This is a genomic window from Pseudomonas sp. AC229 (assembly GCF_979254655.1).
Genome location: NZ_CEEDHK010000006.1, coordinates 91010 through 116144, shown reverse-complemented (window position 1 = coordinate 116144; position 25135 = coordinate 91010). Strand labels below are relative to the sequence as shown.

The 25135-nt window shown below is 62.3% G+C and carries 24 protein-coding genes; 10 read left to right on the top strand and 14 right to left on the bottom strand.

Features of this window, described 5'->3' with window-relative positions; translation table 11 throughout:
- Window positions 1–17: 17 nt before the first annotated feature.
- The 3 genes from rsmB to def all read right to left on the bottom strand — a co-directional run bounded on the left by rsmB (window position 18) and on the right by def (window position 2863).
- Window positions 18–1346, bottom strand: a complete 1329-nt coding sequence (rsmB, locus tag AC0IW7_RS10155; protein ID WP_471817615.1) for a 16S rRNA (cytosine(967)-C(5))-methyltransferase RsmB — start codon at window positions 1344–1346, stop codon at window positions 18–20.
- Window positions 1343–2293, bottom strand: a complete 951-nt coding sequence (gene fmt / locus AC0IW7_RS10150; RefSeq protein WP_471817613.1) for a methionyl-tRNA formyltransferase — start codon at window positions 2291–2293, stop codon at window positions 1343–1345. The genes rsmB and fmt overlap by 4 nt, the downstream gene beginning before the upstream one ends.
- A 63-nt stretch (window positions 2294–2356) precedes the next feature.
- Window positions 2357–2863 carry a peptide deformylase gene (gene def / locus AC0IW7_RS10145; RefSeq protein ID WP_122492264.1) on the bottom strand — a complete coding sequence of 169 codons (507 nt, stop codon included), beginning with the start codon at window positions 2861–2863 and terminating at the stop codon, window positions 2357–2359.
- A gap of 153 nt (window positions 2864–3016) precedes the next feature.
- On the opposite strand from def, the gene AC0IW7_RS10140 reads away from it, so the two are divergent.
- The 3 genes from AC0IW7_RS10140 to tsaC all read left to right on the top strand — a co-directional run bounded on the left by AC0IW7_RS10140 (window position 3017) and on the right by tsaC (window position 5838).
- A complete protein-coding gene (locus AC0IW7_RS10140; protein ID WP_471817611.1) occupies window positions 3017–4042 on the top strand; it encodes a LysM peptidoglycan-binding domain-containing protein in 1026 nt (341 codons plus the stop codon).
- 96 nt (window positions 4043–4138) lie between these two features.
- Window positions 4139–5230, top strand: coding sequence for a DNA-processing protein DprA (gene dprA, locus AC0IW7_RS10135; RefSeq protein WP_471817609.1), 1092 nt, complete (start codon window positions 4139–4141; stop codon window positions 5228–5230).
- A gap of 50 nt (window positions 5231–5280) precedes the next feature.
- Entirely contained in the window at window positions 5281–5838 is a 558-nt protein-coding gene (tsaC, locus tag AC0IW7_RS10130) for an L-threonylcarbamoyladenylate synthase type 1 TsaC (protein ID WP_471817607.1), read from the top strand.
- Window positions 5839–5842: 4 nt separating this feature from the next.
- On the opposite strand, the gene AC0IW7_RS10125 is transcribed toward tsaC, so the two are convergent.
- On the bottom strand, window positions 5843–6820 hold the full coding sequence (locus tag AC0IW7_RS10125; RefSeq protein ID WP_471817605.1) for an NADPH:quinone reductase: 978 nt from the start codon (window positions 6818–6820) through the stop codon (window positions 5843–5845).
- A 181-nt stretch (window positions 6821–7001) separates the two neighbouring features.
- Here AC0IW7_RS10125 and hemF point away from each other — a divergent pair, with 181 nt between their 5' ends.
- Window positions 7002–7922, top strand: coding sequence for an oxygen-dependent coproporphyrinogen oxidase (hemF, locus tag AC0IW7_RS10120; protein ID WP_471817603.1), 921 nt, complete (start codon window positions 7002–7004; stop codon window positions 7920–7922).
- On the top strand, window positions 7922–8740 hold the full coding sequence (gene aroE / locus AC0IW7_RS10115; protein ID WP_471817602.1) for a shikimate dehydrogenase: 819 nt from the start codon (window positions 7922–7924) through the stop codon (window positions 8738–8740). The genes hemF and aroE overlap by 1 nt, the downstream gene beginning before the upstream one ends.
- Here aroE and AC0IW7_RS10110 read toward each other — a convergent pair.
- The 3 genes from AC0IW7_RS10110 to betC form a co-directional block, all read right to left on the bottom strand.
- Window positions 8737–10311 (bottom strand): SulP family inorganic anion transporter, encoded by a 1575-nt coding sequence (locus tag AC0IW7_RS10110; RefSeq protein WP_471817600.1) that lies wholly within the window; start codon window positions 10309–10311, stop codon window positions 8737–8739. The two genes, aroE and AC0IW7_RS10110, sit on opposite strands and share 4 nt — an antisense overlap.
- A gap of 329 nt (window positions 10312–10640) precedes the next feature.
- Window positions 10641–11579: a choline ABC transporter substrate-binding protein gene (gene choX, locus AC0IW7_RS10105; protein ID WP_471817598.1), complete on the bottom strand. Its 939-nt coding sequence runs from the start codon at window positions 11577–11579 to the stop codon at window positions 10641–10643.
- 15 nt (window positions 11580–11594) lie between these two features.
- A complete protein-coding gene (betC, locus tag AC0IW7_RS10100) occupies window positions 11595–13121 on the bottom strand; it encodes a choline-sulfatase (protein WP_471817596.1) in 1527 nt (508 codons plus the stop codon).
- Window positions 13122–13249: 128 nt separating this feature from the next.
- Here betC and AC0IW7_RS10095 point away from each other — a divergent pair, with 128 nt between their 5' ends.
- Window positions 13250–14146: a choline sulfate utilization transcriptional regulator gene (locus AC0IW7_RS10095; RefSeq protein WP_471817594.1), complete on the top strand. Its 897-nt coding sequence runs from the start codon at window positions 13250–13252 to the stop codon at window positions 14144–14146.
- 112 nt (window positions 14147–14258) lie between these two features.
- Window positions 14259–15206 carry a D-alanyl-D-alanine endopeptidase gene (gene pbpG, locus AC0IW7_RS10090; RefSeq protein ID WP_471817592.1) on the top strand — a complete coding sequence of 316 codons (948 nt, stop codon included), beginning with the start codon at window positions 14259–14261 and terminating at the stop codon, window positions 15204–15206.
- A gap of 7 nt (window positions 15207–15213) precedes the next feature.
- Here pbpG and AC0IW7_RS10085 read toward each other — a convergent pair whose 3' ends face one another.
- Window positions 15214–15876: a YitT family protein gene (locus AC0IW7_RS10085; RefSeq protein WP_471817590.1), complete on the bottom strand. Its 663-nt coding sequence runs from the start codon at window positions 15874–15876 to the stop codon at window positions 15214–15216.
- Window positions 15877–15956: 80 nt separating this feature from the next.
- Complete coding sequence (locus tag AC0IW7_RS10080; RefSeq protein ID WP_471817588.1) at window positions 15957–16469, bottom strand: dihydrofolate reductase; 513 nt, start codon at window positions 16467–16469, stop codon at window positions 15957–15959.
- Between the two features lie 123 nt (window positions 16470–16592).
- On the opposite strand from AC0IW7_RS10080, the gene AC0IW7_RS10075 reads away from it, so the two are divergent.
- Both AC0IW7_RS10075 and AC0IW7_RS10070 read left to right on the top strand, forming a co-directional pair.
- Window positions 16593–17993, top strand: a complete 1401-nt coding sequence (locus AC0IW7_RS10075) for a DUF2868 domain-containing protein (RefSeq protein WP_471817587.1) — start codon at window positions 16593–16595, stop codon at window positions 17991–17993.
- On the top strand, window positions 17986–19359 hold the full coding sequence (locus AC0IW7_RS10070) for a GTPase/DUF3482 domain-containing protein (protein ID WP_471817585.1): 1374 nt from the start codon (window positions 17986–17988) through the stop codon (window positions 19357–19359). Before AC0IW7_RS10075 ends, AC0IW7_RS10070 begins: the two co-directional genes overlap by 8 nt.
- On the opposite strand, the gene AC0IW7_RS10065 is transcribed toward AC0IW7_RS10070, so the two are convergent.
- From AC0IW7_RS10065 to AC0IW7_RS10045, 5 genes are all read right to left on the bottom strand, one after another.
- Window positions 19356–21407: a GGDEF domain-containing protein gene (locus tag AC0IW7_RS10065; RefSeq protein WP_471817583.1), complete on the bottom strand. Its 2052-nt coding sequence runs from the start codon at window positions 21405–21407 to the stop codon at window positions 19356–19358. The two genes, AC0IW7_RS10070 and AC0IW7_RS10065, sit on opposite strands and share 4 nt — an antisense overlap.
- Complete coding sequence (locus AC0IW7_RS10060; RefSeq protein ID WP_122492247.1) at window positions 21400–22278, bottom strand: endonuclease/exonuclease/phosphatase family protein; 879 nt, start codon at window positions 22276–22278, stop codon at window positions 21400–21402. Before AC0IW7_RS10060 ends, AC0IW7_RS10065 begins: the two co-directional genes overlap by 8 nt.
- Before the next feature lie 6 nt (window positions 22279–22284).
- Complete coding sequence (locus AC0IW7_RS10055; protein WP_471817581.1) at window positions 22285–22923, bottom strand: thiol:disulfide interchange protein DsbA/DsbL; 639 nt, start codon at window positions 22921–22923, stop codon at window positions 22285–22287.
- A gap of 174 nt (window positions 22924–23097) precedes the next feature.
- Window positions 23098–23703 (bottom strand): c-type cytochrome, encoded by a 606-nt coding sequence (locus AC0IW7_RS10050; RefSeq protein ID WP_471817579.1) that lies wholly within the window; start codon window positions 23701–23703, stop codon window positions 23098–23100.
- 44 nt (window positions 23704–23747) lie between these two features.
- Window positions 23748–24038 carry a c-type cytochrome gene (locus tag AC0IW7_RS10045; protein ID WP_471817577.1) on the bottom strand — a complete coding sequence of 97 codons (291 nt, stop codon included), beginning with the start codon at window positions 24036–24038 and terminating at the stop codon, window positions 23748–23750.
- A gap of 192 nt (window positions 24039–24230) precedes the next feature.
- On the opposite strand from AC0IW7_RS10045, the gene yihA reads away from it, so the two are divergent.
- Window positions 24231–24866: a ribosome biogenesis GTP-binding protein YihA/YsxC gene (gene yihA, locus AC0IW7_RS10040; protein WP_122492243.1), complete on the top strand. Its 636-nt coding sequence runs from the start codon at window positions 24231–24233 to the stop codon at window positions 24864–24866.
- Window positions 24867–25135: the final 269 nt, after the last annotated feature.

Here is a 25135-nt window from a genome sequence, read left to right as displayed (position 1 = left end):
CGCCTGCACAGGCACGGCTAGGCGCGTGGCGCGGCGGCAATCTTGATCAGTTTGGCGTAGTAGAAGCCGTCGTGACCGCCCTCTTGCGCCAGCAGCTGGCGGCCGTGGGGCTGTTTCAGGCCCGGTGGCGGGTTACCCAGTTGACCGGCGATGTCCAACTCGCGCGCGCCGGCTGTGCGGGCCAGGAAGGCATCGACTACTTCGGTATTTTCTGTGGGCAACGTCGAGCAGGTGGCGTAGACGAGTACGCCGCCCACTTCAAGCGTGGGCCATAAGGCATCGAGCAGTTCGCCTTGCAGCGCGGCGAGCGCGGGAATGTCGTCGGCTTGGCGGGTCAGCTTGATGTCGGGATGGCGGCGGATAACACCGGTGGCCGAGCACGGCGCGTCGAGCAAAATGCGCTGGAACGGTTTGCCGTCCCACCAGGCCTCGGTCTGCCGCGCATCGGCGGCTATCAACTCTGCACTCAGGCCAAGGCGCGCGAGGTTTTCTTTCACGCGCACCAGGCGCTTGGCTTCCAGATCAATTGCCACCACGCCGGCCAAGGCGGGCTCGGCTTCCAGCAGGTGACAGGTTTTGCCGCCCGGCGCGCAGCACGCATCGAGCACGCGCTGGCCGGGCGCCAGGTCGAGCAAGTCGGCCGCCAATTGCGCGGCTTCGTCTTGCACGCTGACGCGACCTTCAGCGAAGCCCGGCAATGTGGTGACGTCGCAGGCTTCGGCCAGCACCACGCCGTCGCGGCTGAACGGGCAGGCGCTGGCTTCGAAGCCCACGCGTTTAAGCTCTTCGAGGTAGTCGTCACGGCTGCCGAGCCGGCGGTTCACGCGCAAAATTAAAGGCGGATGGGCATTGTTGGCAGCGCAGATGGCCTCCCAATGCTCGGGCCAAAACGCCTTTAGCGCTTTTTGTAACCAGCGTGGATGGGCGGTTCGCGCCATGGGGTCGTGGTCAAGCTCTGGCAGCAGCGCCTCGTATTCGCGCTGGGCACGGCGCAGCACGGCGTTGAGCAGGCCTTTGGCCCAGGGTTTCTTCAACTTTTCAGCGGCGCCGACCGTTTCGCCGATGGCTGCGTGCGCCGGGATGCGCGTATAGAGCAGCTGATACAGGCCGACCAGCAGCAGCGCTTCCACATCACGGTCGGCAGATTTGAAGGGCTTTTCCAGCAAACGCTCAGCGAGTGCGCTGAGGCGTGGCTGCCAGCGGGCGGTGCCAAAGGCCAAGTCTTGGGTCAGGCCTTTATCGCGCGCCTCGACTTTATCCAACTGCTTGGGCAGCGAGCTGTTCAGCGACGCTTTGCCAGACAGCACGGTGGCAAGCGCATTGGCCGCCGCCAGACGCGGATTCATGCGCCAGCCCCCAGTACGGTGCCCACGGCAAATTGCTCGCGGCGGCTGTTAAACAAATCCGAGAAATTCAGCGCTTTGCCGCCCGGCAATTGCAGGCGGGTCAGACGAAGTGCGTGGGTACCGCAAGCAACGACTAAACCGTCGCGGCTGGCCTGAAGGATTTCTCCTGGCGCGCCGTGGCCTTCGGCCGGCTGCGCGGCGAGCACTTTCAGCGTTTCGCCGTTAAGTGTGCTGTGGCAGATCGGCCAAGGATTAAAGGCGCGCACCAAACGCTCCAGTTCTTCGGCCGGGCGCGTCCAGTCCAGACGTGCTTCGTCTTTATTGAGCTTGTGGGCGTATGTCGCTAACTCGTTGTTCTGAACTTCGCCGTGGAGCGTTCCGGCAGCCAGGCCGGCAATCGCCTGCAATACCGCAGTCGGGCCCATTTCGGCGAGGCGGTCATGCAGACTGCCGCCGGTGTCGTCACCACTGATGGCGGTGGTCACTTTGAGCAGCATGGGACCGGTGTCCAGGCCTGCTTCCATCTGCATGACGGTTACGCCGCTTTCCCCATCGCCGGCTTGCACGGCGCGCTGAATCGGCGCCGCACCGCGCCAGCGCGGCAGCAGCGAGGCGTGACTATTAATGCAACCCAGGCGCGGCGTATCGAGCACCACTTGCGGCAGGATCAAACCGTAGGCAACCACGACCATGAGGTCGACATTCAGCGTGGCCAATTCGGCCTGGGCGGCCGGGTCGCGCAGGGTCGGCGGTTGCATGACCGGAATGTTGTTTTCCAGAGCCAACTGCTTGACCGGGCTGGGCATCAGTTTCTGGCCACGGCCGGCCGGACGATCCGGCTGGGTGTAAACCGCCACGATCTCGTGCTGGCTGGCGAGCAGGGCTTTGAGGTGTTCGGCGGCGAATTCGGGCGTGCCGGCGAAGACGAGGCGCAGTGCTTGGCTCATGGGGGCTCACTTCAAAACGTGGAAAAGAAAAAGGCTTGCCGGAGCAAGCCTTTGATCGGCGTTTCAAGCCTGCTGGCGGTGCTGCTTTTCCAGCTTCTTCTTGATCCGGTCGCGCTTGAGCGTAGACAGGTAATCAACGAAGAGCTTGCCGTTGAGGTGGTCGCATTCGTGCTGGATGCACACGGCGAGCAAGCCTTCGGCGATCAGTTCAAAGGGCTTACCATCGCGGTCCAGCGCTTTGATTTTGACCTTCTGCGGGCGGTCGACGTTTTCGTAGAAACCGGGCACCGAGAGGCAGCCTTCCTGGTATTGGTCCATTTCTTCGGTCAGCGATTCGAACTCGGGATTGATGAAAACCCGCGGCTCGTTTTTCTCTTCGCTGAGGTCCATGACCACCACGCGTTTATGCACGTTGACCTGCGTGGCGGCCAAACCAATACCCGGCGCGTCGTACATGGTCTCAAACATGTCGTCGATCAACTGACGCAGGGCGTCGTCAACCACGTCTACGGGCTTGGCGATGGTACGCAGGCGCGGGTCGGGAAACTCGAGGATGTTTAGGATTGCCATATGCGTTGTGTGATGCACTTGTGGAATAAAGTCAAAATCCGCTGCTAATATGCTGAGCAGCTTTGAAAAACGGCTTCAGGCCGCGGCTTCCGAGGGTTTCGGAGCAGCCCTTGGGCGTTCTACGTGAAGACACATAATAAAGGGATTCACCGCATGAGGAAATCACTACTCGCCCTGCTACTCCTAGCCGCCTCTGGCTTGGCTCAGGCCGAAGTGCAGCTCAAGGAAGGTCATCCGGACCGCTACACCGTGGTCAAGGGCGATACCCTCTGGGATATTTCCGGGAAGTTCCTCAGTGAACCGTGGAAGTGGCCAGAAATTTGGCACGCTAACCCACAAGTTGAAAACCCCCACCTTATCTATCCAGGCGATCAACTCAGCCTAACGTACGTTGACGGCCAGCCGCGTCTGACCCTCAACCGTGGCGCATCGCGTGGCACCATCAAACTGTCGCCGCAGGTTCGCAGCACGCCGATGGCGCAAGCGATCCCGACTATTCCGCTGGAAGCCATCAACAGCTTCTTGCTGAAAAACCGCATCGTGAACAGCGACGAAGATTTCACCAAAGCCAACTACGTGGTTGCCGGTACGGCCGAGCGCGTGGTCAGCGGCGCGGGCGATCGCGTTTATGCGCGCGGCACCTTTGATGAACAGCACCCGGTTTACGGCATCTTCCGCCAAGGTCGTACTTACACCGATCCGGACACCAAAGAATTCCTCGGCATCAACGCTGACGACATCGGTGCCGGTCAGGTGATTGCTGAGGAAGACGGCGTTGCCACGCTGACCCTGAGCCGTACCACTCAGGAAGTGCGCAACGGTGACCGCCTGTTCCCCACCGAAGAACGTCCGGTTAACTCCACCTTTATGCCAAGCGCGCCGGTCAACGAGATTCGCGGTCTGATTCTCGATGTTCCACGTGGCGTGTCGCAGATTGGTCAGTTCGACGTGGTTACCTTGAACAAGGGCAAGCGTGACGGTCTGGTCGAGGGCAACGTGTTGGCCGTGTACAAAACCGGCGAAACCGTGCGCGACCGTGTTACTGGCGAACAAGTGAAAATCCCCGACGAGCGCGCCGGTCTGTTGATGGTGTTCCACACCTACGACAAGCTCAGCTACGGCCTGGTGCTACAAGCCACCAGGCAGCTCGAAACGATGGATAAGGTACGAAATCCGTAACACCAAGAACCCCCGCGAAAGCGGGGGTTTTTGTTTCTGGGGTCTTGTAGGAAACGACCCGTAATTAACAGCTTTTTCGATCAAGGATGATCCGCAATGTCACACGCCACCTCGCCCGCCGAACTCGAAGCCCGAATCCGTCTGCACTGCCTGCCCGATCTGGGCGGCAAGCGCTTTCGCACCCTTATCAATGCGTTTGGCAACGCCTCATCGGCCCTCAGCGCGCCGGCCTCTGCCTGGCGCGCGCTAAAGCTGCCGGACACCTGCGCCGAAGCGCGGCGCGACGAAACAGTTCGCCAACGCGTAACCGCCACCCTCGAATGGCTTGAGCGCGCCAACCAGCACCTGATTATGTGGGACAACCCCGACTACCCCGCCCTGCTCGCCGAGTTGCCGGACGCGCCGCCGCTGCTGTTTGTGGCCGGCGACATGGACCTGTTGCAGCAACCACAACTGGCCATCGTCGGTAGCCGGCGGGCGTCGAAACCCGGCATGGATACCGCCAACGCATTCGCGCGCAGCCTGGCCGGCGGCGGCTTTGTCATCACCAGCGGCATGGCGGTGGGCATCGACGGCGCCGCCCACCAGGGCGCATTGGCAGTGGCGGGCAAGACCGTGGCCGTGCTGGGTACGGGTCTGAACCAGCTGTATCCGCCGCGCCATAAAAGCCTGGCCGCCGACATCGCTCGCGAAGGCGCGCTGGTATCGGAGCTGCCGCTGGACAGCCCGCCCATCCCCGCGAACTTTCCCTTGCGCAACCGCCTGATCAGCGGCCTCTCGCTTGGCGTGTTGGTGGTCGAGGCCAGCCCCTCCAGCGGCTCGTTGATCACCGCACGCCTGGCGCTGGAACAGGGCCGCGAGGTGTACGCCATCCCCGGTTCCATTCACCACCCGGGCGCGCGAGGCTGCCATCAGCTGATTCGTGATGGCGCGGCGCTGGTGGAATCGGTCGAGCACATTCTCGAAGGTCTGCGCGGTTGGCAGAACGTGGCCCCCGCGCCCAAAGCGCGGCGTAAACCCGAGGCGGTCAAACACCCTATCCTTAAATTGCTATACGCCGCCCCGCAGAGCAGCGAGGCGCTTAGCCTGGCCAGTGGCTGGCCGTTGCCGCGTGTGCTGGTAGCGCTGACGGAGCTGGAGCTTGAAGGCAAAGTCGCCAGCGAAGGTGGGGTCTGGGTGGGCCGTTAAGCGGCGCTTGGGTACACTGCGCGCAGTTCGAAATACAGCGAGGGTTAGCCATGATCAGCAGTTGGCGGGTGAAGCAGGCGGCACGTGTAGTGCGCAACGGTGGCGTGATCGCCTACCCCACCGAAGCGGTGTGGGGCCTGGGTTGCGACCCTTGGGACGCGCAAGCTGTGCAGCGTCTTCTGGCGCTCAAGCAGCGGCCGATGGAGAAGGGCCTGATTCTGGTGGCCGACACCATTCACCAGTTCGACTTTCTGCTCGAAGACTTCCCTGAATTGTGGCTCGACCGCCTGGCCAGCACCTGGCCCGGCCCGAACACCTGGCTAGTGCCGCATCAAAATCTGTTGCCTGCCTGGATTACCGGCGCCCATGAAACCGTGGCGTTGCGCGTGTCCGACCATCCGTTGGTGCGCGAATTGTGCGCCATGGTCGGGCCGCTGGTGTCCACCTCGGCCAACCCTGCAGGCAAGCTGCCGGCGCGCAACAGCCTGCGCATTCAGCAGTACTTCCCCGACCAGCTCGATGCCGTGGTGACCGGGTCGCTCGGTGGGCGCAAAAACCCCAGCGTGATCCGTGACCTGGCCACCGGCAACGTGCTGCGCGCCAGCTAAGTGTCTACGGCAGCAACACGGTCGAGCCGCTGGTTTGCCGGCCAGACAGCGCAATGTGCGCCGCGGCGGCATCTTTAAGGGCGAAGCGCTGGTTGATGTCCACGGTGATCTGGCCGCTGGCGAGCATGGCGAACAACTCATCCGCCATGGCTTGCAGGCTGGCCGGTGAGTCGGCGTAGCTGCCCAGGGTCGGACGCGTCACGTACAGCGAACCTTTCTGTGCCAGCACGCCCAGGTTCACGCCGCTGACCGGGCCTGATGAATTGCCAAAACTCACCAGCAAGCCGCGCGGCGCCACGCAGTTCAGGGACGTTTCCCACGTGTCCTTACCAATCGAGTCGTAGACCACCGGGCATTTCTTGCCGTCTGTGAGTTCAAGCACGCGCGCCGTCACGTCTTCGTGGCTGTAATCGATGGTCGCCCAGGCGCCCAATGCGTGCGCGCGCTCGGCCTTGGCGGCGGAGCCAACGGTGCCGATCAGTTTTACGCCCAAGGCTTTCGCCCACTGGCAAGCGATGCTCCCCACGCCGCCGGCTGCCGCGTGGAACAAGATGGTCTCGCCGCCTTTCAAGGGAAAGGTCTGACGCAGCAGATACTGCACGGTGAGGCCTTTGAGCATGACGCTGGCGGCCAGCTCGAAGCTGATGCTGTCGGGCAGTTTCACTACGTGCGCGGCAGGCAGCACATGCAACTCGCTGTAAGCGCCCAACGGCCCGGTGCCATAAGCCACGCGGTCGCCGACCTTGACGTTGGTGACCGCCTCGCCCACCGCATCCACCACACCGGCGCCCTCGCCGCCCAAGCCCGACGGCAATGCAGCCGGGCTGTACAGGCCGCTGCGGTAGTAGGTGTCGATAAAGTTGAGGCCAATGGCGTGATTCGCCACGCGCACATCGTTGTCGCCCAACGCGGCGGGCTGATAGTCGAGGTACTCGAGCACGTCGGGGCCGCCGTGGCGGGCGAATTGAATACGCTTGGGCATGGAAAACTCCTGTGGCTGCGCGAACGAAAGGGCTCTATCCAACGCCCCGAGCCGATGGCCGTCAACAGCGAATCCGCTTGCGGCGGTGGTATGCTTGCGCCCCTGTTCGGGCTATGAGCCCCGCCCGCTGCGGCTTCTGGGCGCCAAACCGTTTCCTATTTTGCGTGTTGAAGGTGATGTTGTGAGTGAACGTAGCGCAGCCGTTAAGGCCTATCTGCTCGACCTGCAAGACCGTATTTGTGCTGCCCTGGAAGCCGAAGACGGCGGCGCCACGTTCGCTGAAGATGCGTGGGAGCGCCCGGCGGGCGGTGGCGGTCGTACGCGGGTGATTGCCAACGGCGCGTTGCTGGAAAAAGGCGGGGTGAATTTCTCCCATGTGTTCGGCACTGGCCTGCCACCGTCTGCCAGCGCCCACCGTCCCGAGCTGGCCGGCCGAGGCTTTGAAGCCATGGGCGTGTCGCTGGTGATGCACCCGACGAACCCCCATGTGCCGACGTCCCACGCCAACGTGCGATTCTTCATCGCCGAGAAAGAAGGCGAAGAAGCCGTGTGGTGGTTCGGCGGCGGTTTCGACTTGACGCCCTACTACGGCAACGACGAAGACTGCCAGCACTGGCACCGCGTTGCCGAACAAGCCTGTGCACCGTTCGGCGCCGACGTGTACCCGCGCTACAAAGCGTGGTGCGACACGTACTTCCACATCAAACACCGCAACGAACCCCGTGGCATCGGCGGCCTGTTTTTCGATGACCTCAACGAGTGGGACTTCGACACCTGCTTCGCCTTTATCCGCGCCATTGGCGATGCCTACATCGACGCCTACCTGCCGATCGTGCAGCGGCGCAAACACACCGCGTTCACCGCTGAGCAGCGCGAGTTCCAGGCATTTCGCCGTGGCCGCTATGTGGAATTCAACCTGGTGTACGACCGTGGCACGCTCTTCGGCCTGCAATCGGGCGGGCGTACCGAGTCGATTCTGATGTCGCTGCCGCCCCATGTGCAGTGGGGCTACGACTGGAAACCCGCGCCCGGCAGCGAAGAAGCGCGCCTGACCGAGTACTTCCTGCAAGATCGCGACTGGTTGGGCGAGGCTGCTAACTGATGGACCGTTACGGTGTATTCGGCCATCCCATTGGCCACAGCAAGTCGCCGCAGATTCACCGCTTGTTCGCCGAGCAAACCGGCCAATCGCTCAGCTACGAAGCGCTGCTTGCGCCGCTGGACGGCTTCACCGCGTTTGCCCGCGAGTTCTTCACCAGCGGCCGTGGCGGCAACGTCACCGTGCCGTTCAAAGAGCAGGCCTACCAGCTCGCCGACTGCCTGACCCCGCGGGCGCAGCGCGCCGGGGCGGTGAATACCCTGAGCAAACAGAACGACGGCGGGTTGCTCGGCGACAACACCGACGGCGCCGGGCTGGTTCGCGACCTGACGGTAAACGCCGGCATGAGCCTTGAGGGCAAACGCATTTTGCTGCTGGGAGCGGGTGGCGCGGCGCGCGGCGTGCTGGCGCCGTTGTTGGCTGAGCATCCGCATTCGGTAGTGATCGCCAATCGCACCGTGGAAAAAGCCGAGGCGCTGGCGAAGGCCTTTGCCGACCTTGGCCCAGTGGCGGCGTGCGGGTTTGATTGGATGGAAGTGCCGGTGGACCTGATCATCAACGGCACGTCCGCCAGCCTCGGCGGCGAGCTGCCGCCCATTTCGCCAGGCCTGATCAAACCGGGCCATACCGTGTGCTACGACATGATGTATGGCAAAGGTCTCACGCCCTTTAACCAGTGGGCCAGCGACCACGGCGCAGCGCGCACCCTGGACGGGTTGGGCATGCTGGTGGAGCAGGCGGCGGAAGCGTTTTTCCTCTGGCGCGGCGTTCGGCCGGACAGCGCCAGCGTGCTGGCCGAACTGCGCCGCCAGCTCGGTTAAACAGCCGGCTCGAACTCGATGGGGCAGCCCGCTTCACCTTCAAGCTTGAGCAATTCCTCGACCACCTGCGCCTTGGCCCGGCGCAGGCACAGGCGTCGGCCCTGCGCCCGCAGGCGATGGGCTTCCTGGTGGAGCATGGTGACGCCGGCGTAGTCGATAAAGTTGATCTGCTGCGCCTCGATCACCACCCGCTTGCCCTTGCTGCGTTGCAGGCGCAACTGCAGGAAATGGCAGGCGCCGAAAAAAATCGAGCCTTCCACCCGCAGAATTTCTTCATCGCCTTCGAACCAGTGCTGTACCCGGGGTTGCGACGTGCGCTTGAGGTAGAAAAACAGCGAGGCCAGCACCCCGGCATAAATGGCGGTTTGCAGCTCCATCAACAGCGTGGCGGCCAGGGTCAGCAGCATCACCACAAATTCCGAGCGGCTGACGCGGTACAGCGCGCGAATACCGGCGAAATCGATCAAGCCCCAGCAGATGAGCAAAATGCTGGCGGCCATGCTCGGGAGCGGAATGTGGGCGATCAGCCTCGCGCCGAACAGCGCGAACGCGGCCACGCACAAGGCCGAAAACACGCCGGCCAGCGGCGAGCTGGCGCCGCCCTGCAGGTTCAGGCCGGAGCGGGTGAACGAGCCCGCCGACAGATAACCCGAGAACCACGCTCCCACCATGTTCGACAGACCTTGCGCGCGCACTTCCTGATTGGCGTTGAGCATTTGCTGAGAACGACTGGCTAGAGTGCGTGCGATCGACAGGCTGGTGACCAGCCCGAGCATGCCGCACGCCACGGCGGTAGGCAGCAGCCTGATCACGGTCGCGGGGTCCAGGCTTAGCGGGCTGAAGGGCGGCAACGAGCCGGTGAAGGCCGGCACCAGGGGAACGCCGGCAAAGAACGTCGGTAGCGCGGCGACAACGAGGCTGCCCAAAGCAATGCCGACCAGCAGCGCCGGGGCTCTGGGCCAAAAGCGGCGTACGACCAGACTGCTGATTAAACTCACCAGCGAAACCGCGACACAGGCTGCGCTGGCGCTGGGGAGCAATTGAATCAGGTGGGTGATGCTGTCGTAGCCGGTCGCCTGGCTGGGTAAGTCGATGCCCAATAAATACGGCAACTGGCCGAGGGCAATCACCAGCGCCGCGCCTGCGCTGAAGCCGACCACCACCGAATGCGAAACAAAATTCACCAGAGAGCCGAAGCGCAGCAGGCCGAGCAGCCACTGGAACAGTCCGGCGAGAAAGGTCAGCAGCAGCACCAACTCCACATAGTCGGCACTGCCGGGCACGGCGAGCGGGCTGACGCTGGTAAACAGCACCACGGAAATCGCCGCCGTTGGTCCACAAATCAGGTGCCACGACGAACCCCATAAACAGGCAATAACCACCGGCACCACGGCCGCATACAAACCGTATTCGGCAGGCAGCCCCGCGATCAGCGCGTAGGCAATAGATTGAGGCAGGGCGAGTACCGCGCCGCTAAGGCCGACGAGAAAGTCGCGGCGAAGCGAGCGACTGCTCTGGAGTGGCAACCAGGCGAGAAAGGGAAAAAGCATCAAGCGATTGGGCCAGCGCATCTACATCTCGGTACAAGGGTTTGGCGAAAGGGTAGCAGTCATGACAGGCACACTGCGCCCGGGGAGTTGGCTTTGCAGTGAGGGCGCGGGGCAGGTTTCACGTTACGCGCATGACTGACAATTCTGGATCCCCGCGTGCGCGAGGATGACGGAGGTTTGGAGTTAGGTTCGCGTAGGAAAACACCATCTCTACCCCGTCCACCGTCATCCTCGCGCACGCGGGGATCCAGGCTATTACGTGGGACTGCGATTCCAGCAAACCGCGGTTGCACTCCCACAGAAAACGTTTTCATCTGTGGGAGCGGCTTTAGCCGCGATGCTCTTTAGCCTTAAAGCTTGGCCTTCACCGCCGCCAGCGCATCACCGCCGTCTTTTGTTTTCACCCCGTCCAGCCAGCCGTTCAATACCTCGGGATGGGCACTTATCCAGGCCTTGGCCGCTTCGGCATTGCTGCCTTTTTTATTGGCCACCTGGGCCATGATGCTGTTCTCCATCTCCTGGGTGAACGTCAGGTTGGTGAGCAGCTTGGCGACGTTAGGGCACGCCTGTGCATAACCTTTGCGCGTCAGGGTATAAACGCTGCCGCTGGCGCCAAAATATTTCTCGCCACCGCTCAGGTATTTCATCTTGAATTGCACGTTCATGGGGTGCGGGGTCCAGCCCAGGAAAGTGATGAAGCGCTCGCGTTTCACCGCCCGCGCGACCTCCGACAGCATGGCCTGTTCGCTGCTCTCCACCAGCTTCCATTTACCCAGGTCGAACTCGTTTTTACTGATCATTTCCTGCAGCGACTGGTTGGCCGGCGCACCGGCGCCAATGCCGTAAATCTTCTGGTCGAACTTGTCGGCAAACTTGGCCAGGTCGGCGTAGTCATGCACCCCGGCGGCATACACGTAATCGGGTACAGCCAGCGTGAACTCTGTGCCTTCGAGGTTTTTGCTGAGTTGCACCACATCGCCCGGTTTTACAAATTTGTCGTAGTGGGCTTGCTGTGCGGGCATCCAGTTGCCCATGAACACATCCACCAAACCGTCTTTCATGCCGCCAAAAATAATCGGCACCGCCAGCGTGTCGATTTTGGCTTTGTAGCCCATGCCGTCGAGCAAAAAGCTGGTCACGGCATTGGTCACGGCGATGTCGCTCCAACCCGGATCGGCCATTCGCACGGTGTCGCACGACTCGGCCGCTTGCGCCTGGCCAATCGTCAGCGCCAGCGCGCCGGCCGCTGTGAGCAAGGCTGTGGATAACTTGGTGGATAAAATGTTCATGGCGTCCCCTTGGATTTAGTTTTTAGTGTGGGCAGGTGGTTGCGGAAAACGGGCTTTGCGCTCCAGGTCGTCGAGGTCGATGTGGTTGCGCATGTACTGCTGACTGGCATCAGTAAACGGCTGGTGGTCCCAGCTCTTGAGGGTGCCCAGGCTCAGCGCGCCGGCCACGAAGCGACGACGGCGCTGACTGGCCAACACCTGGTGGTGAATCGCAGGAATGTCCCACTTGCTGCGCGCCTCATCGAGAAAGGCCTCGAACAGGCTTCGGTGCTCGGCTGAGCCGCTCAACTCTTCAAGCTCGAAAGGATCTTGCTCGGTGTTGTAGAGCAGGCAGGGGTCTTGCTCGGAGTACATGAATTTGTACGGACCGCGACGAATCATCATCAGCGGGCTATTGGTGCCCTCGGCCATGTATTCGCCGAACACTTCGTCATGGCCGCCGGTGCCCAGCAAATGCGGCAGCAGCGAACGGCCGTCCAGCGGCAAGTCGTGTTGCAGCTGCCCGCCCGCCAGTTCGACGAAGGTCGGCAACAAGTCGGCGGTCGAGATCGACGCGTTCACCCGGCCGGCAGCGAACTGCGCGGGAGCGTGGATGACCATAGGCACGCGAGCGGCCATTTCAAACCAGTGCATTTTGTACCAGAGCCCACGCTCGCCGAGCATGTCGCCGTGGTCGCCGGAGAAGACGATCACGGTGTCGTCCGCCAACCCGGTGGCTTCGAGCGTTTCCAGCAGCTTGCCGATGTTGCCGTCGATGTAGCTGCACGCGCCAAAGTAGGCGCGGCGGGCGTCGCGAATCTTTTCTTGCGGCAGCGGCTTGTCCCACAGGTCGATGACTTTCATCAGCCGTTGCGAGTGCGGGTCTTGCTCGCTTTGCGCGCGGGGATGGCGGGGCAGCGGAATGTCCTGCTCCTCGAACAGGTCCCAGAATTTTTTCGGGATGGTGTACGGGTCGTGGGGGTGAGTCATCGACACGGTCAGGCAAAACGGCTGGTCCGGCGCTTCGCGCACATGGTCGAACAGGTATTGCTGCGCCTTGAACACCACCTCTTCGTCAAAATCGAGCTGGTTGGTGCGCACGCAAGGGCCGGCTTGCAGCACCGAGGACATGTTGTGGTACCAACTGGGGCGGACGTCGGGCTCGTCCCAGTTCACCGCCCAGCCGTAATCGGCGGGGTAGATGTCGCTGGTCAGACGCTGCTCGTAGCCGTGCAGTTGATCGGGCCCGCAGAAGTGCATTTTTCCCGACAGCGCCGTCTTGTAGCCCAAGCGACGCAGGTAGTGGGCGTAGGTCGGTACGTCGGCGGGAAAGTCGGCCGCATTGTCGTAAGCGCCGATTTTCGACGGCAACTGACCGCTTACCAGCGTGAAGCGTGAAGGCGCGCACAGCGGGCTGTTGCAGTAAGCGGAGTTGAAGACCACGCCTTCGCTGGCCAGGCGGCTGAGGTGCGGCATTTGAATCGGCGATGCCGGATCGTGGATCGGCAGAAGTGGCGCGGCCATCTGGTCGGCCATGATGAAAAGGATGTTCGGGCGCTTCATGTGGCAGGCTTATCCTATGCGGATCGGTTATGCGATAGTGATGGCTCGATCTTCTGCCTCACGCATTCAGGGGTAAAGCGCATGGCCAGGCATGTTTCGGATAACCATTGCTTATGTGAGCGCGTGGCGTGAGCCTGCCGCTGGATTTGCTTCGCGTGTTTGAAGCGGCTGCACGGTCGCTGAGCTTTACCAGCGCCGCTGCCGAACTGGGCACCACGCAGCCGGCGGTTAGCCAACAGATAAAGCGCCTGGAAAAAGAGCTGGCGGTGCGGTTGTTCAACCGGATTCACCGTGGCATCACCCTGACCGACGCCGGGCAGGTGCTGCTCTTGCATGTGCAGCAGGGGTTGGAAACCATCGACGCGGGCGTTGCTGCCATCACCGCGCAAAACCAGCACGAGGTGCTGCAGGTTTCCACCGATTTCGCCTTCGCCGCGTATTGGTTGATGCCGCGTTTGCCGCGCTTTCGTCAGGCTAATCCACACCTGGATGTCAGCCTGATTACCAGCGACCGCAGCATGACCAGCCTGCGCAGCGACATCGATATCGCCATCACCTTTGGCGATGGCCGCTTCAAGCACACCGAGGCCAGCCGCCTGTTCAGCGAAGAAGTGTTCCCGATCTGCAGCCCGCGCTTGCTGGAAGGCCGCACCCTGCCGTTGGCCAAAGAGCAATTGGCGAGCTTGCCCCTGCTGCACTTGAAACCGGACATGAGCAGCCGCTGGTTTGATTGGAGCGGGCTGTTTCAGGCCCTGGGTATCAATCAGCCGGTGGGCCCGGCGGCGCTGAGTTTCGACAACTACACGCTGCTGATCCAGGCGGCGATTGCCGGCCAGGGCGTGGCGATTGGCTGGAGCCACCTGGTGGATGAGCTGCTGGACCAAGGCGTGCTGTGCAGGGTGATTGAAGGCCAGGCTCAGTCCCTGTTCGGTTATTACGCCGTGCTTTCTGAGCGCAAACGCCGGGCGCGTTTGTTGCAACCGTTTGTGGACTGGCTGCAGGCCGAACTGAAAGATCAGGGATAGGAATTTTCTGATCGCATTTGATGAACTGCATCACAGCGCATTCCATACCGCACCGGCCTTTCCTATACTGCGCGGGCCGGCAAGGACTGCCCTGGCTTCCATTTCATCTGCCATGTGGACCGTCCTTGTGAATATTCGCCCCGCCCTCGCCCGCGTGTTGTTCTGCACCTTATTTGCCTTCAGCACCGTCGCCGCAGCGGCAGAGAAAATCCCTGCCAAACCGGCTGGCAAAACCCCGGTCAAGGTTCAGGAACTGGCCTCCGGCAGCGCCCTGTTGGTGGACCTGAAAACCAACGAAGTGCTGTATTCCAGCAACCCCGACAAAGTGGTGCCTATCGCCTCGGTGACCAAGCTGATGACCGCCATGGTCACGCTCGACGCCAAGTTGCCGATGGACGAAGTGTTGCCGGTGAAGATTCAAGACGTGCCCGAAATGCGCGGGGTGTTTTCGCGGGTCAAGGTGGGCAGCCTGGCCACGCGCCGCGAAATGCTGCTGTTGGCGCTGATGTCGTCGGAAAACCGCATGGCCGCGAGCCTGGCCCACCACTACCCGGGCGGCGTGACGGCGTTTGTGAACGCCATGAACACCAAGGCCCGCGCGTTGGGCATGACCCACACGCGCTACACCGAACCGACCGGCTTGTCGGAGCGCAACGTGTCCAGCGCCAATGACCTGGTCAAGCTGCTCAAAGCCAGCCAGCAATATCCGCTGCTGGGCCAACTGAGCACCACGCCGGAAACCACCGCCAGTTTCAAAAAGCCCAATTACACCCTCGGCTTTCGCAACACCAACCACCTGATCTACAAGGCCAACTGGAGCATCCAGCTGACCAAAACCGGCTTTACCGACGAGGCGGGTCATTGCCTGGTGATGCGCACCATGATGAACAACCGGCCGGTGGCGTTCGTGGTGCTCGATGCGTTCGGTAAGTACACCCACATCGCCGATGCCGGGCGCCTGAAAACGTGGGTCGAGACGGGCCGCGTGTCGCCGGTATCGGCCGCTGCCATGGCCTACAAACGTTCCAAGCAAGGCGCCCATCAGTTGGCGGCCGACTAACGCTTGTTCAGGAAACGCCGGTGTAGCGGTCGGCCCGGTGGTTGATCGCTAGCACCAGGTTTAGCGCCAGCGCGCCAAGCACCGACAAGGCCACCTTGTCGGGGGCGATGACGAACAGCGAAGTCAGCACGATCACCGCGTCCACGCCCATCTGCACCAGCCCCGCGCGCACGCCGAAGCGATCCTGCAAAAACAGCGCAAGAATGTTCACCCCGCCCAGGCTGGCGCGATGACGAAACAGCATCAGCAAGCCCAGGCCCATCGCCAGCCCACCGAACACCGCGGCGTAAAGCGGGCTCAAGTGAGCAAATGACACCCACTGCGGCGTCAGCTCCGCCAACACCGACACCAATGCCACCGCACAGCCGGTGCGCAAGGTGAAGCTCCAGCCCATGCGCCAGATACCCAGCAGGTAGAACGGCAGGTTGAGCAGGAAAAACATCAAGCCAAACGCCACGCCCAATTTGTACTTGAGCAGAAATGCCAGGCCGACCATGCCGCCGGTCAGCAAACCGGCATGGGCGTAGAAGGCGATGCCCAGGGCCACCATGGCGGTGCCGGAAATCATGGCCAGGCCGTCCTCCCAAAGCGGGTGGCGGACAAACACCTTGGCCACGGTTTCGACTTCGGCCGGGTCGATGTCGACGGAGCCGGACGTGTTGTCTTGCATGGAAAACCTCGGAAATAGCAGCGCGCCGCCCCGAGTGAGGCAGCGTTAATCAGCGTAGTCAGTGGAGCAGGCGGTGCGGGCTAGCGTTTGTCCCACACTTCGAAGCTGTAGGCCGGCGTTTCGCCGCTGGCCTCGTGCTCGATGCTGGAGGCCAGGTGCCAGGCGGCTTGATCGAACGCGGGAAACCAGGCGTCGCCCTCCGGGCTCAGGGCCACGCGGGTCAGGTACAGGCGTCGTGCCAATGCCAGGCCTTGTTCATAGAGCTGGGCGCCGCCGATCAGCATCAGCTCATCGGCATCTTCGCGGCTGGCCCATTCTTCGGCGCGGGCGATGGCCGCTTCCAGCGAGGCAAATACCTCGGCGCCTTCAAGGGTCAAACCGGCCTGGCGGCTGACCACCAGATTCAGCCGACCCGGCAACGGCCGGCCCAGAGAGTCCCACGTTTTGCGGCCCATGATGATCGGCTTGCCGAGGGTCATGGCTTTGAAGTGTTTAAGGTCGGCCGGCAAATGCCAAGGCAGTTGATTGTCGCGGCCAATCACACGGTTGTCGGCGAGGGCGGCGATCAGGCAAAGGGGGCGGGTCGTATTCATGGCCGCGAGGATAACGGCTCGCCACCGGGAAAAAAAGCAAACGGATGATGGGGCGCGCCTGAGCGGTTATCCTCAAACCCGGCTGCCACCTGAGCGGCCACCTTTTTAGCCATGAGTTTGTGCATGACCGCATTGAAATCACCGCTCCCTTCCCTCTCACCGTTGCAGCGCCTGTGGCTGACCGAGGCCGTGCGGCTGCGCGAAGAACAGGCCGGCCCGTTGGAAGACCGCGAGGCCAATCGCCAGGCGGTCAGCGCGGGTGGCCCGCTGGAACAGCGCATCGAAACCCGCGCCCTATGGCTTGCGCAGCGCGACGGCATGCTCGCCGCCTTGCTGCACTGGCGCCAGGGCGCCGTGCTGGCCGTCTGGCTGCTGGCGGTTCTGGCCGTGGTCAGTGGCGCAGGCTTGGGCTTCGCGGCATTGGGCGATGGGCAGCGGCCGGTGAATTTGTTCTGGGCGCTGGGCAGCTTGCTCGGTCTTCATCTGTTGACGCTTATCGGCTGGGCCGTTGGCCTTGCGTTCGCCGGCAGCGGCGGCGCCACCCTGGGCCGGTTGTGGTTATGGCTGAGCGAAAAATTCGCCCGAGACGCGCAAGCGGTGCAACTCGCCCCGGCGTTGCTGGTGCTGTTGCAGCGTCAACGGCTGAGCCGCTGGGCGCTGGGCATGTTCGTGCATGGCATGTGGTTACTGTTGCTACTCAGCGCCTTGGGCAGTTTGCTAGCGCTGCTGGCGACGCGGCGTTATGGCTTCGTGTGGGAAACCACGCTGTTGGGCAGCGACACCTTTGTCAGCGTTATCCAAAGCCTGGGCGCCTTGACCCATTGGTTGGGTTTCACCACCCCGGCAGCAGACGTCATTCGCGCCAGCGGTGGCGACGCCATCGCCGAAGAGAGCGCACGGCAGGCGTGGGCGGTCTGGCTGTTGGGCATGTTGATTGGCTACGGCGTGGTGCCCCGCGCCGTGCTGGCCTTGTTTTGCGCGTGGCGCTGGCAGCAAGGGCGCGCGCGGCTGAGTCTGGACCTCGATGTGCCCGGTTACAGCTTGCTGCGTGACCGCTTGCAGCCGAGCAGCGAGCGGCTGGGCGTGACCGACGCCGCGCCGCAGCAATTGCCCAGTGCGCAGACGGGCAGTCTGACGGCCGCCAGTTCGGGCGCGGTATTGGTGGCGATTGAACTCGATCCCCGGCGCCCCTGGCCGCCGGCCCTGCCTAAAGGCGTGGCCGATGCCGGCGTAGTCGACAGTCGCGAGCAACGACAGCATCTGCTGGACCAACTGAACCGCTTCCCACCCGCGCGCCTGGCCATCGCTTGCGACCCTCGCCGCTCGCCTGATCGCGGCACCTTGGCGTTACTGGCTGAGCTGGCGCGCAATGCCGGCGACACCCGCGTCTGGCTGTTGGCCGCCGAGCCCGGCGAAGCGCTCGACGGCCAGCGCCTGGAAGACTGGCACGGCGCGCTCGACGCCCTGCAGTTGAACTGGCGCCAGGGCGCGCCGTTGCAATGGCTGGAGCAGACCGATGAGTGAACGCCGTGAATCGCCGTTGAAACTGGCGGTGGTGGGCCACACCAACGTCGGCAAAACCTCGCTGCTGCGCACCCTCACCCGCGACGTCGAGTTTGGCGAGGTGTCCCATCGGCCGAGTACGACGCGCCACGTGGAAGGCGCGAGGTTATCGGTGGATGGCCAGGCCTTGCTGGAGCTTTACGACACGCCCGGCCTGGAAGACGCCATCGCCCTGCTCGACTACCTGGAACGGCTTGATCGGCCCGGCGAACGGCTGGATGGTCCGGCACGTCTGGCGCGTTTTCTGGAAGGCAGTGAGGCGCGACAACGCTTCGAACAGGAAGCCAAGGTGCTGCGGCAACTGCTCGCCAGCGATGCTGGCCTCTACGTCATCGACGCCCGCGAGCCGGTACTGGCGAAGTACCGCGATGAACTGGCGGTGCTCGGCAGTTGCGGTAAACCGTTGCTGCCGGTGCTCAATTTCGTGACCTGCGCGCAGCAGCGCGAAGACGAGTGGCGCGACGCATTGGCGCGCCTGGGGCTGCACGCGCTGGTGCGTTTTGACACCGTGGCGCCGCCCTTGGACGGCGAGCGTCGGCTGTATGAAAGCCTGGCCTTGCTGCTGGAGAAGTCCCGACCGCAGTTGCAGCGATTGATCGACGACCATGAAGCGCAGGCCCGCGCACGCCACACCGCCGGCGTGCGGTTAATCGCCGAGTTGCTGATTGATTGCGCGTCGTGCCGACGCAGTGTCGGCAACGACGAGCAGGCGCAGGTGCAGGCGCTGCACCAAAGCGTCCGTCAACGCGAGCAAGCTTGCGTACAGGCGCTGCTGCGTTTGTATGCCTTCCGCGAAAACGATGCCCGGGCCAGCGATTTGCCGCTGCTCGACGGTCGCTGGAGTGACGATTTGTTCAACCCTGAAACCCTCAAACAGCTGGGCATTCAGGTCGGCGGCGGCATGGCAGCCGGTGCCGCAGCGGGCGCCGGCATCGACTTGATGGTGGGCGGTATTACCTTGGGCGCTGCCACGGTGCTCGGTGCGTTGGCGGGCGGCGGCCTGCAAACCGCACGCACGTATGGCGAGCGGCTGGTGGGCAAGCTCAAGGGCAACCGTGAACTGAGCGTGGATGATGGCGTGCTTCGGTTGTTGGCCGTGCGCCAACGCCAATTGTTGGACGCACTGAGCGCCCGAGGCCATGCGGCGACCACCGCGATTGAGGTCAAGGCTGATCAGGATGGTGCCTGGCGCCAGGGCAAATTGCCTGCCGTGCTTCGCCAGGCGCGGGCGCACCCGCGCTGGTCGTCGCTCAACCCTCAGGCTCGCTTGCAACAGCCGGAGCGCCAGGCCGCAGTGGCGAAATTGGCGGCGCAGTTACAGGCCTAGGCTTGTTTCTTTTCGCCTTCTGCCGCGACGTGTATCTGGTTGCGACCGCCCCGTTTGGCGCGGTACAGCGCTTGGTCGGCGCGTTCAAAAACCTCGTCCACGCGATCGCCTTCGACAAACTCGGTTAAGCCACCCGACACGGTGATGGTTACGCGTTCGCCTTTGAAGTGAAACGGGCAGGCTTCAATGGCAGCGCGCAGCGTTTCGAGCAGTTGCTGGCCACCGACAACGGGCGTGGAGGGGATCAGCAAGACGAATTCTTCACCGCCGAAGCGCGCCATAAAGTCGGTTTTGCGCAGCCGGTTGTTCAGCTCGCCGGCGATGATTTTGAGCACCTTGTCGCCAGCCAGGTGGCCATAGTTGTCGTTGATGCGCTTGAAGTGGTCGATGTCCAGCACCGCCATCAGCAACTCGCCGCCGTAGCGCTGCCAGCGCGCCACTTCCAGATCCAGACGCTCAGTCCAGGCGGCGCGGTTTGGAAGCCCGGTGAGCGGGTCGGTGAGCGCTTTTTGCCGCTGCTCTTCGAGGTGGTCGCGAAAGCCCTTGGCTTCTTGTTCCATGCTCGCCACGCGCTCAACCAACGTTTGCAGGCGGCCGGCTACTTCCTGGTCGCGCTCGTCGCGTTGCGATTGGTATTGGGACATGGTGCTGAGCAAGCCGTCCAGGCGGTTTTCCACCAGGTGTTTCAGGCTGCTGAGGTCGGTGGCTTCCTGCACGCTGTTGTGCAGGCCGTCGACCTGCTGACGCAGCTCGGTATCCAGCTCGCGCGCGGCGGCCATCGATTCCGAGTAGCCCTGGTGGGCATCCTGCAAGCCGCCTTGAAACGTGGCCAGGCGTTGGTTGAGTTGCGCCAGGTAACCCTCGAACTCGCGCTGGCCGAGGTCGGCTACGGCCAGCATCAGCACGGCGAAATCGTCCAGCACCGGCACAAGCTCGTACAGGTTCAGCCCACCCTGAATGCGCACGCGCAACGACTCGGCTTGCGGCTTGTGGTGTTCCGGCACGGGCAAATCGTCGAGCAGCCCGAGCAATGTGGCTTCGACATGACTGGCAATGGCGCTGTAGCCGGCTTCGGGTTCCGGCGGAATAGCGAAGTCGGGGTCTGCCAGTTCCTGCTCGACGGTGGCGTGGATGGCGGCCGAAACGGTGGCACCGTCGGTGAGCAGCGAAGCGGACAGCGGCAGACTGTCGAGGGTCGACAACGACGAGCCCCGCGCGCTTCGCCGTGCTGCCAGTGCTTCGTTAATGGCCACCGTGGCCGCTTCACTGCCCGCTGCCGTGGCAGGCACCGTCGCCGGCTCAAGGGGTTGAGTCGTTGGCGTTGGCACGGCTGCCGGAGCGGGCGCGGTTGTAACGGCGGCGGCAGCGGGCTCCGATGCCGGCGTTGGCGTCAACGCGGGCGTCGGCTCAGCGGCCACTGGCGCTGCTGGTTGGACGGGGGCAGGAACCGGGTGCTGCACTGCTTGCGGCGCGGGCGCGGGCGGCGCTGCACTACTTGGTGTTTCGGGCGCTTCGCCGGCCCCGCCATCACGCCCGCCAAACAAGCGCTGCAGTAAGCCTGGGCGAGCGGCTTCAGGCGTTTCCAACACATCAAGTGCCTGGCGTTGCAGGCTGCTGAGTTCGGACAACAGCGCGGGCAGCTCGCGAACCTGACTGGCGCGGTTTTCTACCTGCTTGTTAAATTTTTTCAGCGGCTTGCGCACTTCGCTGGGCAAGTCGAGTTTGAGCAATTGGCTGACCAGCCCGCCGAGCGCTCCGGTGACTTGGCTGGCGCGCTCCACACGGCGCTGCTCAGAGTCGAGCACGGCTTTTTCCAGACGCGGAATCAGCGCGGAAAGGCCGGCGTCCATGTCGTCACGACGGACGATTTCCCGGAGCTCGGACATGCATTGGTCAACGGCCTTGTCAGTGCCTTCGGCCGCCAGCGAGCTGCGCACCAAGCCGCGGCGCAGTAAGTCCAGACGCATATCCCAGCGGCGCTCGAGCTTTTCCTGTTGCTCAAGGCTGCTGAGGTACTTCTCTTTCCAGCGCTGCGCGTCGTCACTCATGGGGTATTTCCGCGAGGGAAGTGTTGGATCTATCCGGCTGGCTGCACAGGCTATCAGGCAAGCGGATTTCGACGGCCACCGGCAAGTGATCGGAAATCGGCTGGGCCAGTACGCGCACAGCTTCCAGGGTCAAACTCGGGCTCAACAAAATATGGTCCAGACACCGCTGCGGTCGCCAGCTCGGGAAGGTGGCTTCCACTTGTGGGGCCAGCAAACCGAGGTCGCGCAGTGGTGAGTGCAGCAGTAAATCAGAAGCGTGGGTGTTCATGTCGCCCATCAAAACCTGATGGCGATATTCGCCGATCAGTTCACGAATATAGGCCAGCTGCCGTACGCGCGTTTTCGCCCCGAGCGACAGGTGCATCATGACCACCGCCAGCGCGTCTTCACCTTCGCCGAAGCGCAGCAAGATGGCGCCTCGTCCAGGCGGGCCGGGCAGCGGATGGTCTTCAATAACGGTGGGTTGCAAGCGGCTGAGCACGCCGTTGCTGTGTTGGGCCAGGCGCCCGAGGTTGCGATTGAGCTGCTGATACCAGTAAGGAAACGCGCCCAACTGAGCGAGGTGCTCGACCTGATTGATATAGCCGGAGCGATGGCTACCGCCGTCGGCTTCTTGCAGGGCGACCAAGTCGTAGTCGGCCAGTAGCGCGCCGATGCGCTGCAAATTGCTGGACCGGCCTTGGTGCGGCAGCAGGTGCTGCCAGCCGCGGGTGAGGTAGTGGCGATAGCTTTCGGTGCTGTTGCCAACCTGAATGTTGAAACTCAGCAGACGCAAACGCCCATCTGCCGGCAAGCCGCTGGAGTCGCATTGAGCATTGACCCGCGCATCACGCAGGCCGGCTACCCGTGGCGTACCCCAGCGACGGAGCATGGCGCGTTACTTCGCTGCGCGTTCTTTGGCGATCAATTGATCAGCCACTTGCAGGGCTTGATCCGGGCCGCCGGCCGAGCCGATGTCGAAACGGTATTTACCGTTGACGATCATGGTCGGTACGCCACTGATTTGATAAGCCAGCGCCAACTTCTTGTCTTTCTCGACCTGGCTCTTCACGCCGAAGGAGTTATAGGCCTTGAGGAACTCGTCTTTATCGATGCCCTGAGTGGCGAGGAAATCAGCCATTTCTTCAGGCTTGGCGAGCTTTTTACCTTGGTTTTGAATGGCGTCGAAAATGGCGCCGTGTACTTTTTCTTCAACGCCCATGGACTCGAGGGTCACGAACAGCTGGCCGTGGGCATCCCACACGCCGCCGAACATGGCTGGAATGCGGATGAAGTGAACATCGGCAGGCAGTTTTTTGATCCATGGGTTGATGGTGGGCTCGAAGTGGTAGCAGTGCGGGCAGCCGTACCAGAACAATTCAACGACTTCGATTTTGCCGGGCTTGGAAACCGGAACAGGGCTGCTGAGCTCGACATATTGTTTGCCGGCTTCGATCGGCTGCGCGGCGGTGGCGGTCGCAGTCATGCCGATCAGGCTCGCGGTAGCGAGGACAGCGCTGAAAATCAGGTTACGCATGCTTTACTCCTTGGCGGATAAAACTCGCCCGATAGCGAGCTGGATTTCGACCGATTGCCTGACGGCGGGTTCCCGGTTGAGGGCCAACATTGTACTGGCGGCTCCAACGAAAAAGGGTGGCTTTCGCCACCCTTTTCTGCCCGCTAATGCGTACCGGATATTACCGTTGCGCGATTAATGCAGGCCCTGGATGTAGCTGGATACCGCCGCGATATCCTTGTTGCTCAGCTTAGCTGCAATGCCGCGCATGATCATGCTGTCGCCATCGTTAGTGCGCTCGCCTTCGCGGAAGTTAGTCAGCTGCTTGGCGACATATGTGGCGTGTTGGCCGCCCAAATGCGGGAAGCCAGCGGCCGCGTTGCCGGCGCCGTCTGGCGAATGGCAACCGGTGCACGCTGGCATGCCGGTTTCCAGGTTGCCGCCGCGGAAGATTTCCTGACCGCGCGCCACCAGTTTCGGATCGGCTGTGCCGACGCTCATTTTCTGGCTGGAGAAGTAGGCAGCGATGTCTGCCAGGTCCTGATCGCTCAGGGGGGTGAGGATGCCGGTCATTTCCAGCACCACGCGGTTGCCGGATTTGATGTCTTTCAGTTGCTTGAGCAGGTAGCGCTCGCCTTGGCCTGCCAGTTTCGGGAAGTTTGGCGCAGGGCTGTTGCCGTCGGCACCGTGGCAAGCGCCACATACAGCTGCTTTGCCTTGACCTACAGCGGCGTCGCCTGCGGCATGAGCCATACCGGTGATGCCCAGGGTCAACAGCAGACTCACGAGTACTTTGTTCATCAGCTAATCCAATTACGGCTAAAGGGAGAGAATCAACGCGTGGCTTACTTGCTCATCCAGTGGATGACGGCTTGGAAGTCTTCAGCGCTACAGTCGGTGCACAAGCCGCGAGGCGGCATGGCGTTAAATCCATCGGTTACATGCTTCACCAGCGTATCCATGCCTTGGGCCAACCGCGGGGTCCAAGCAGCCGTGTCACCTTTTTTAGGGGCCATCGGCAGTTGTCCATTATGGCAGGCTCCACAGGAACGGTTGAATACCGCTTCCGGGTCCTGGGCTGCGTGAGCCATGGAGGACAACAACAGGGTAGTGGCTGTGAGCAGTAACAACTTCATCAGATCAACCTCATCAGTGAGGAACGTTCCGCATTCTGGTGAGCGAAATCGGTAAATCCTTCCTGCAAATGCTTGCCCTTATACCGGACAAAGCGCACACAAAATCTGCGGCATTATATACTGGCGTCACCGAAACGGAAACGACACCGCACGCCGGGCCACCTACTGGCACCGCCCTCACCGGAAAATTCGATGCAAGCCAAAAACCCCATCATCGGTCTGTGCCAACAGGCTGCGTTCATGATCAGCGCCGCAAAAGTTGATCAATGCCCGGACGACCAAGGCTACGAAGTGGCCTTTGCCGGCCGCTCCAATGCCGGCAAATCCAGCGCGCTCAACACGCTGACTCACGCCGCCCTCGCCCGCACTTCCAAAACGCCGGGCCGCACGCAACTGCTGAACTTTTTCCGCCTGGACGAAGAACGCCGCCTCGTCGATTTGCCCGGTTACGGCTACGCCAAGGTGCCGATTCCACTGAAGCTGCACTGGCAGCGCCACCTCGAAGCCTACCTGGGCAGCCGCGAGAGCCTCAAAGGGCTGATGCTGATGATGGACATTCGCCACCCGCTCACCGAGTTTGATCGGTTGATGCTCGACTGGTCCGCAGCCAGCGAAATGCCTATGCATATCCTGCTGACCAAGGCCGACAAGCTGGCCTACGGTGCCGCCAAGAATGCATTGCTAAAAGTGCAGACAGACCTACGCAAAGGCTGGGGCGACGGGGTGAGTATTCAGTTGTTTTCGGCGCCCAAGCGTCAGGGCATTGAAGAGGCCCAGGCCGTGCTGGCTCGCTGGATGGAGCTGGAAGACACGGTGGTGGCCGAGTAAATCGCAGGCAAAAAAAACCCCGAGCTTCGTATGGGGAGGGAGAGGCTCGGGGTTTAAGGGTCTGAACCGCTAGGGCGGGGCTCAGATATCTGCCAACACTTAACACAACATAGGAGCACCGAAGGGCTTCATCAGCCATTCAGTAACTCTGACCGCCCCCATTTGTGGAAAGTTCACCGGCCCCTTAAAACCGGTTAGTAATAAAAAGTGTCTTGGTAATTCCGTTAGCTTCCTAGCTTTCGGTTTCTGTGCGGCGTTATGCCGCAGCA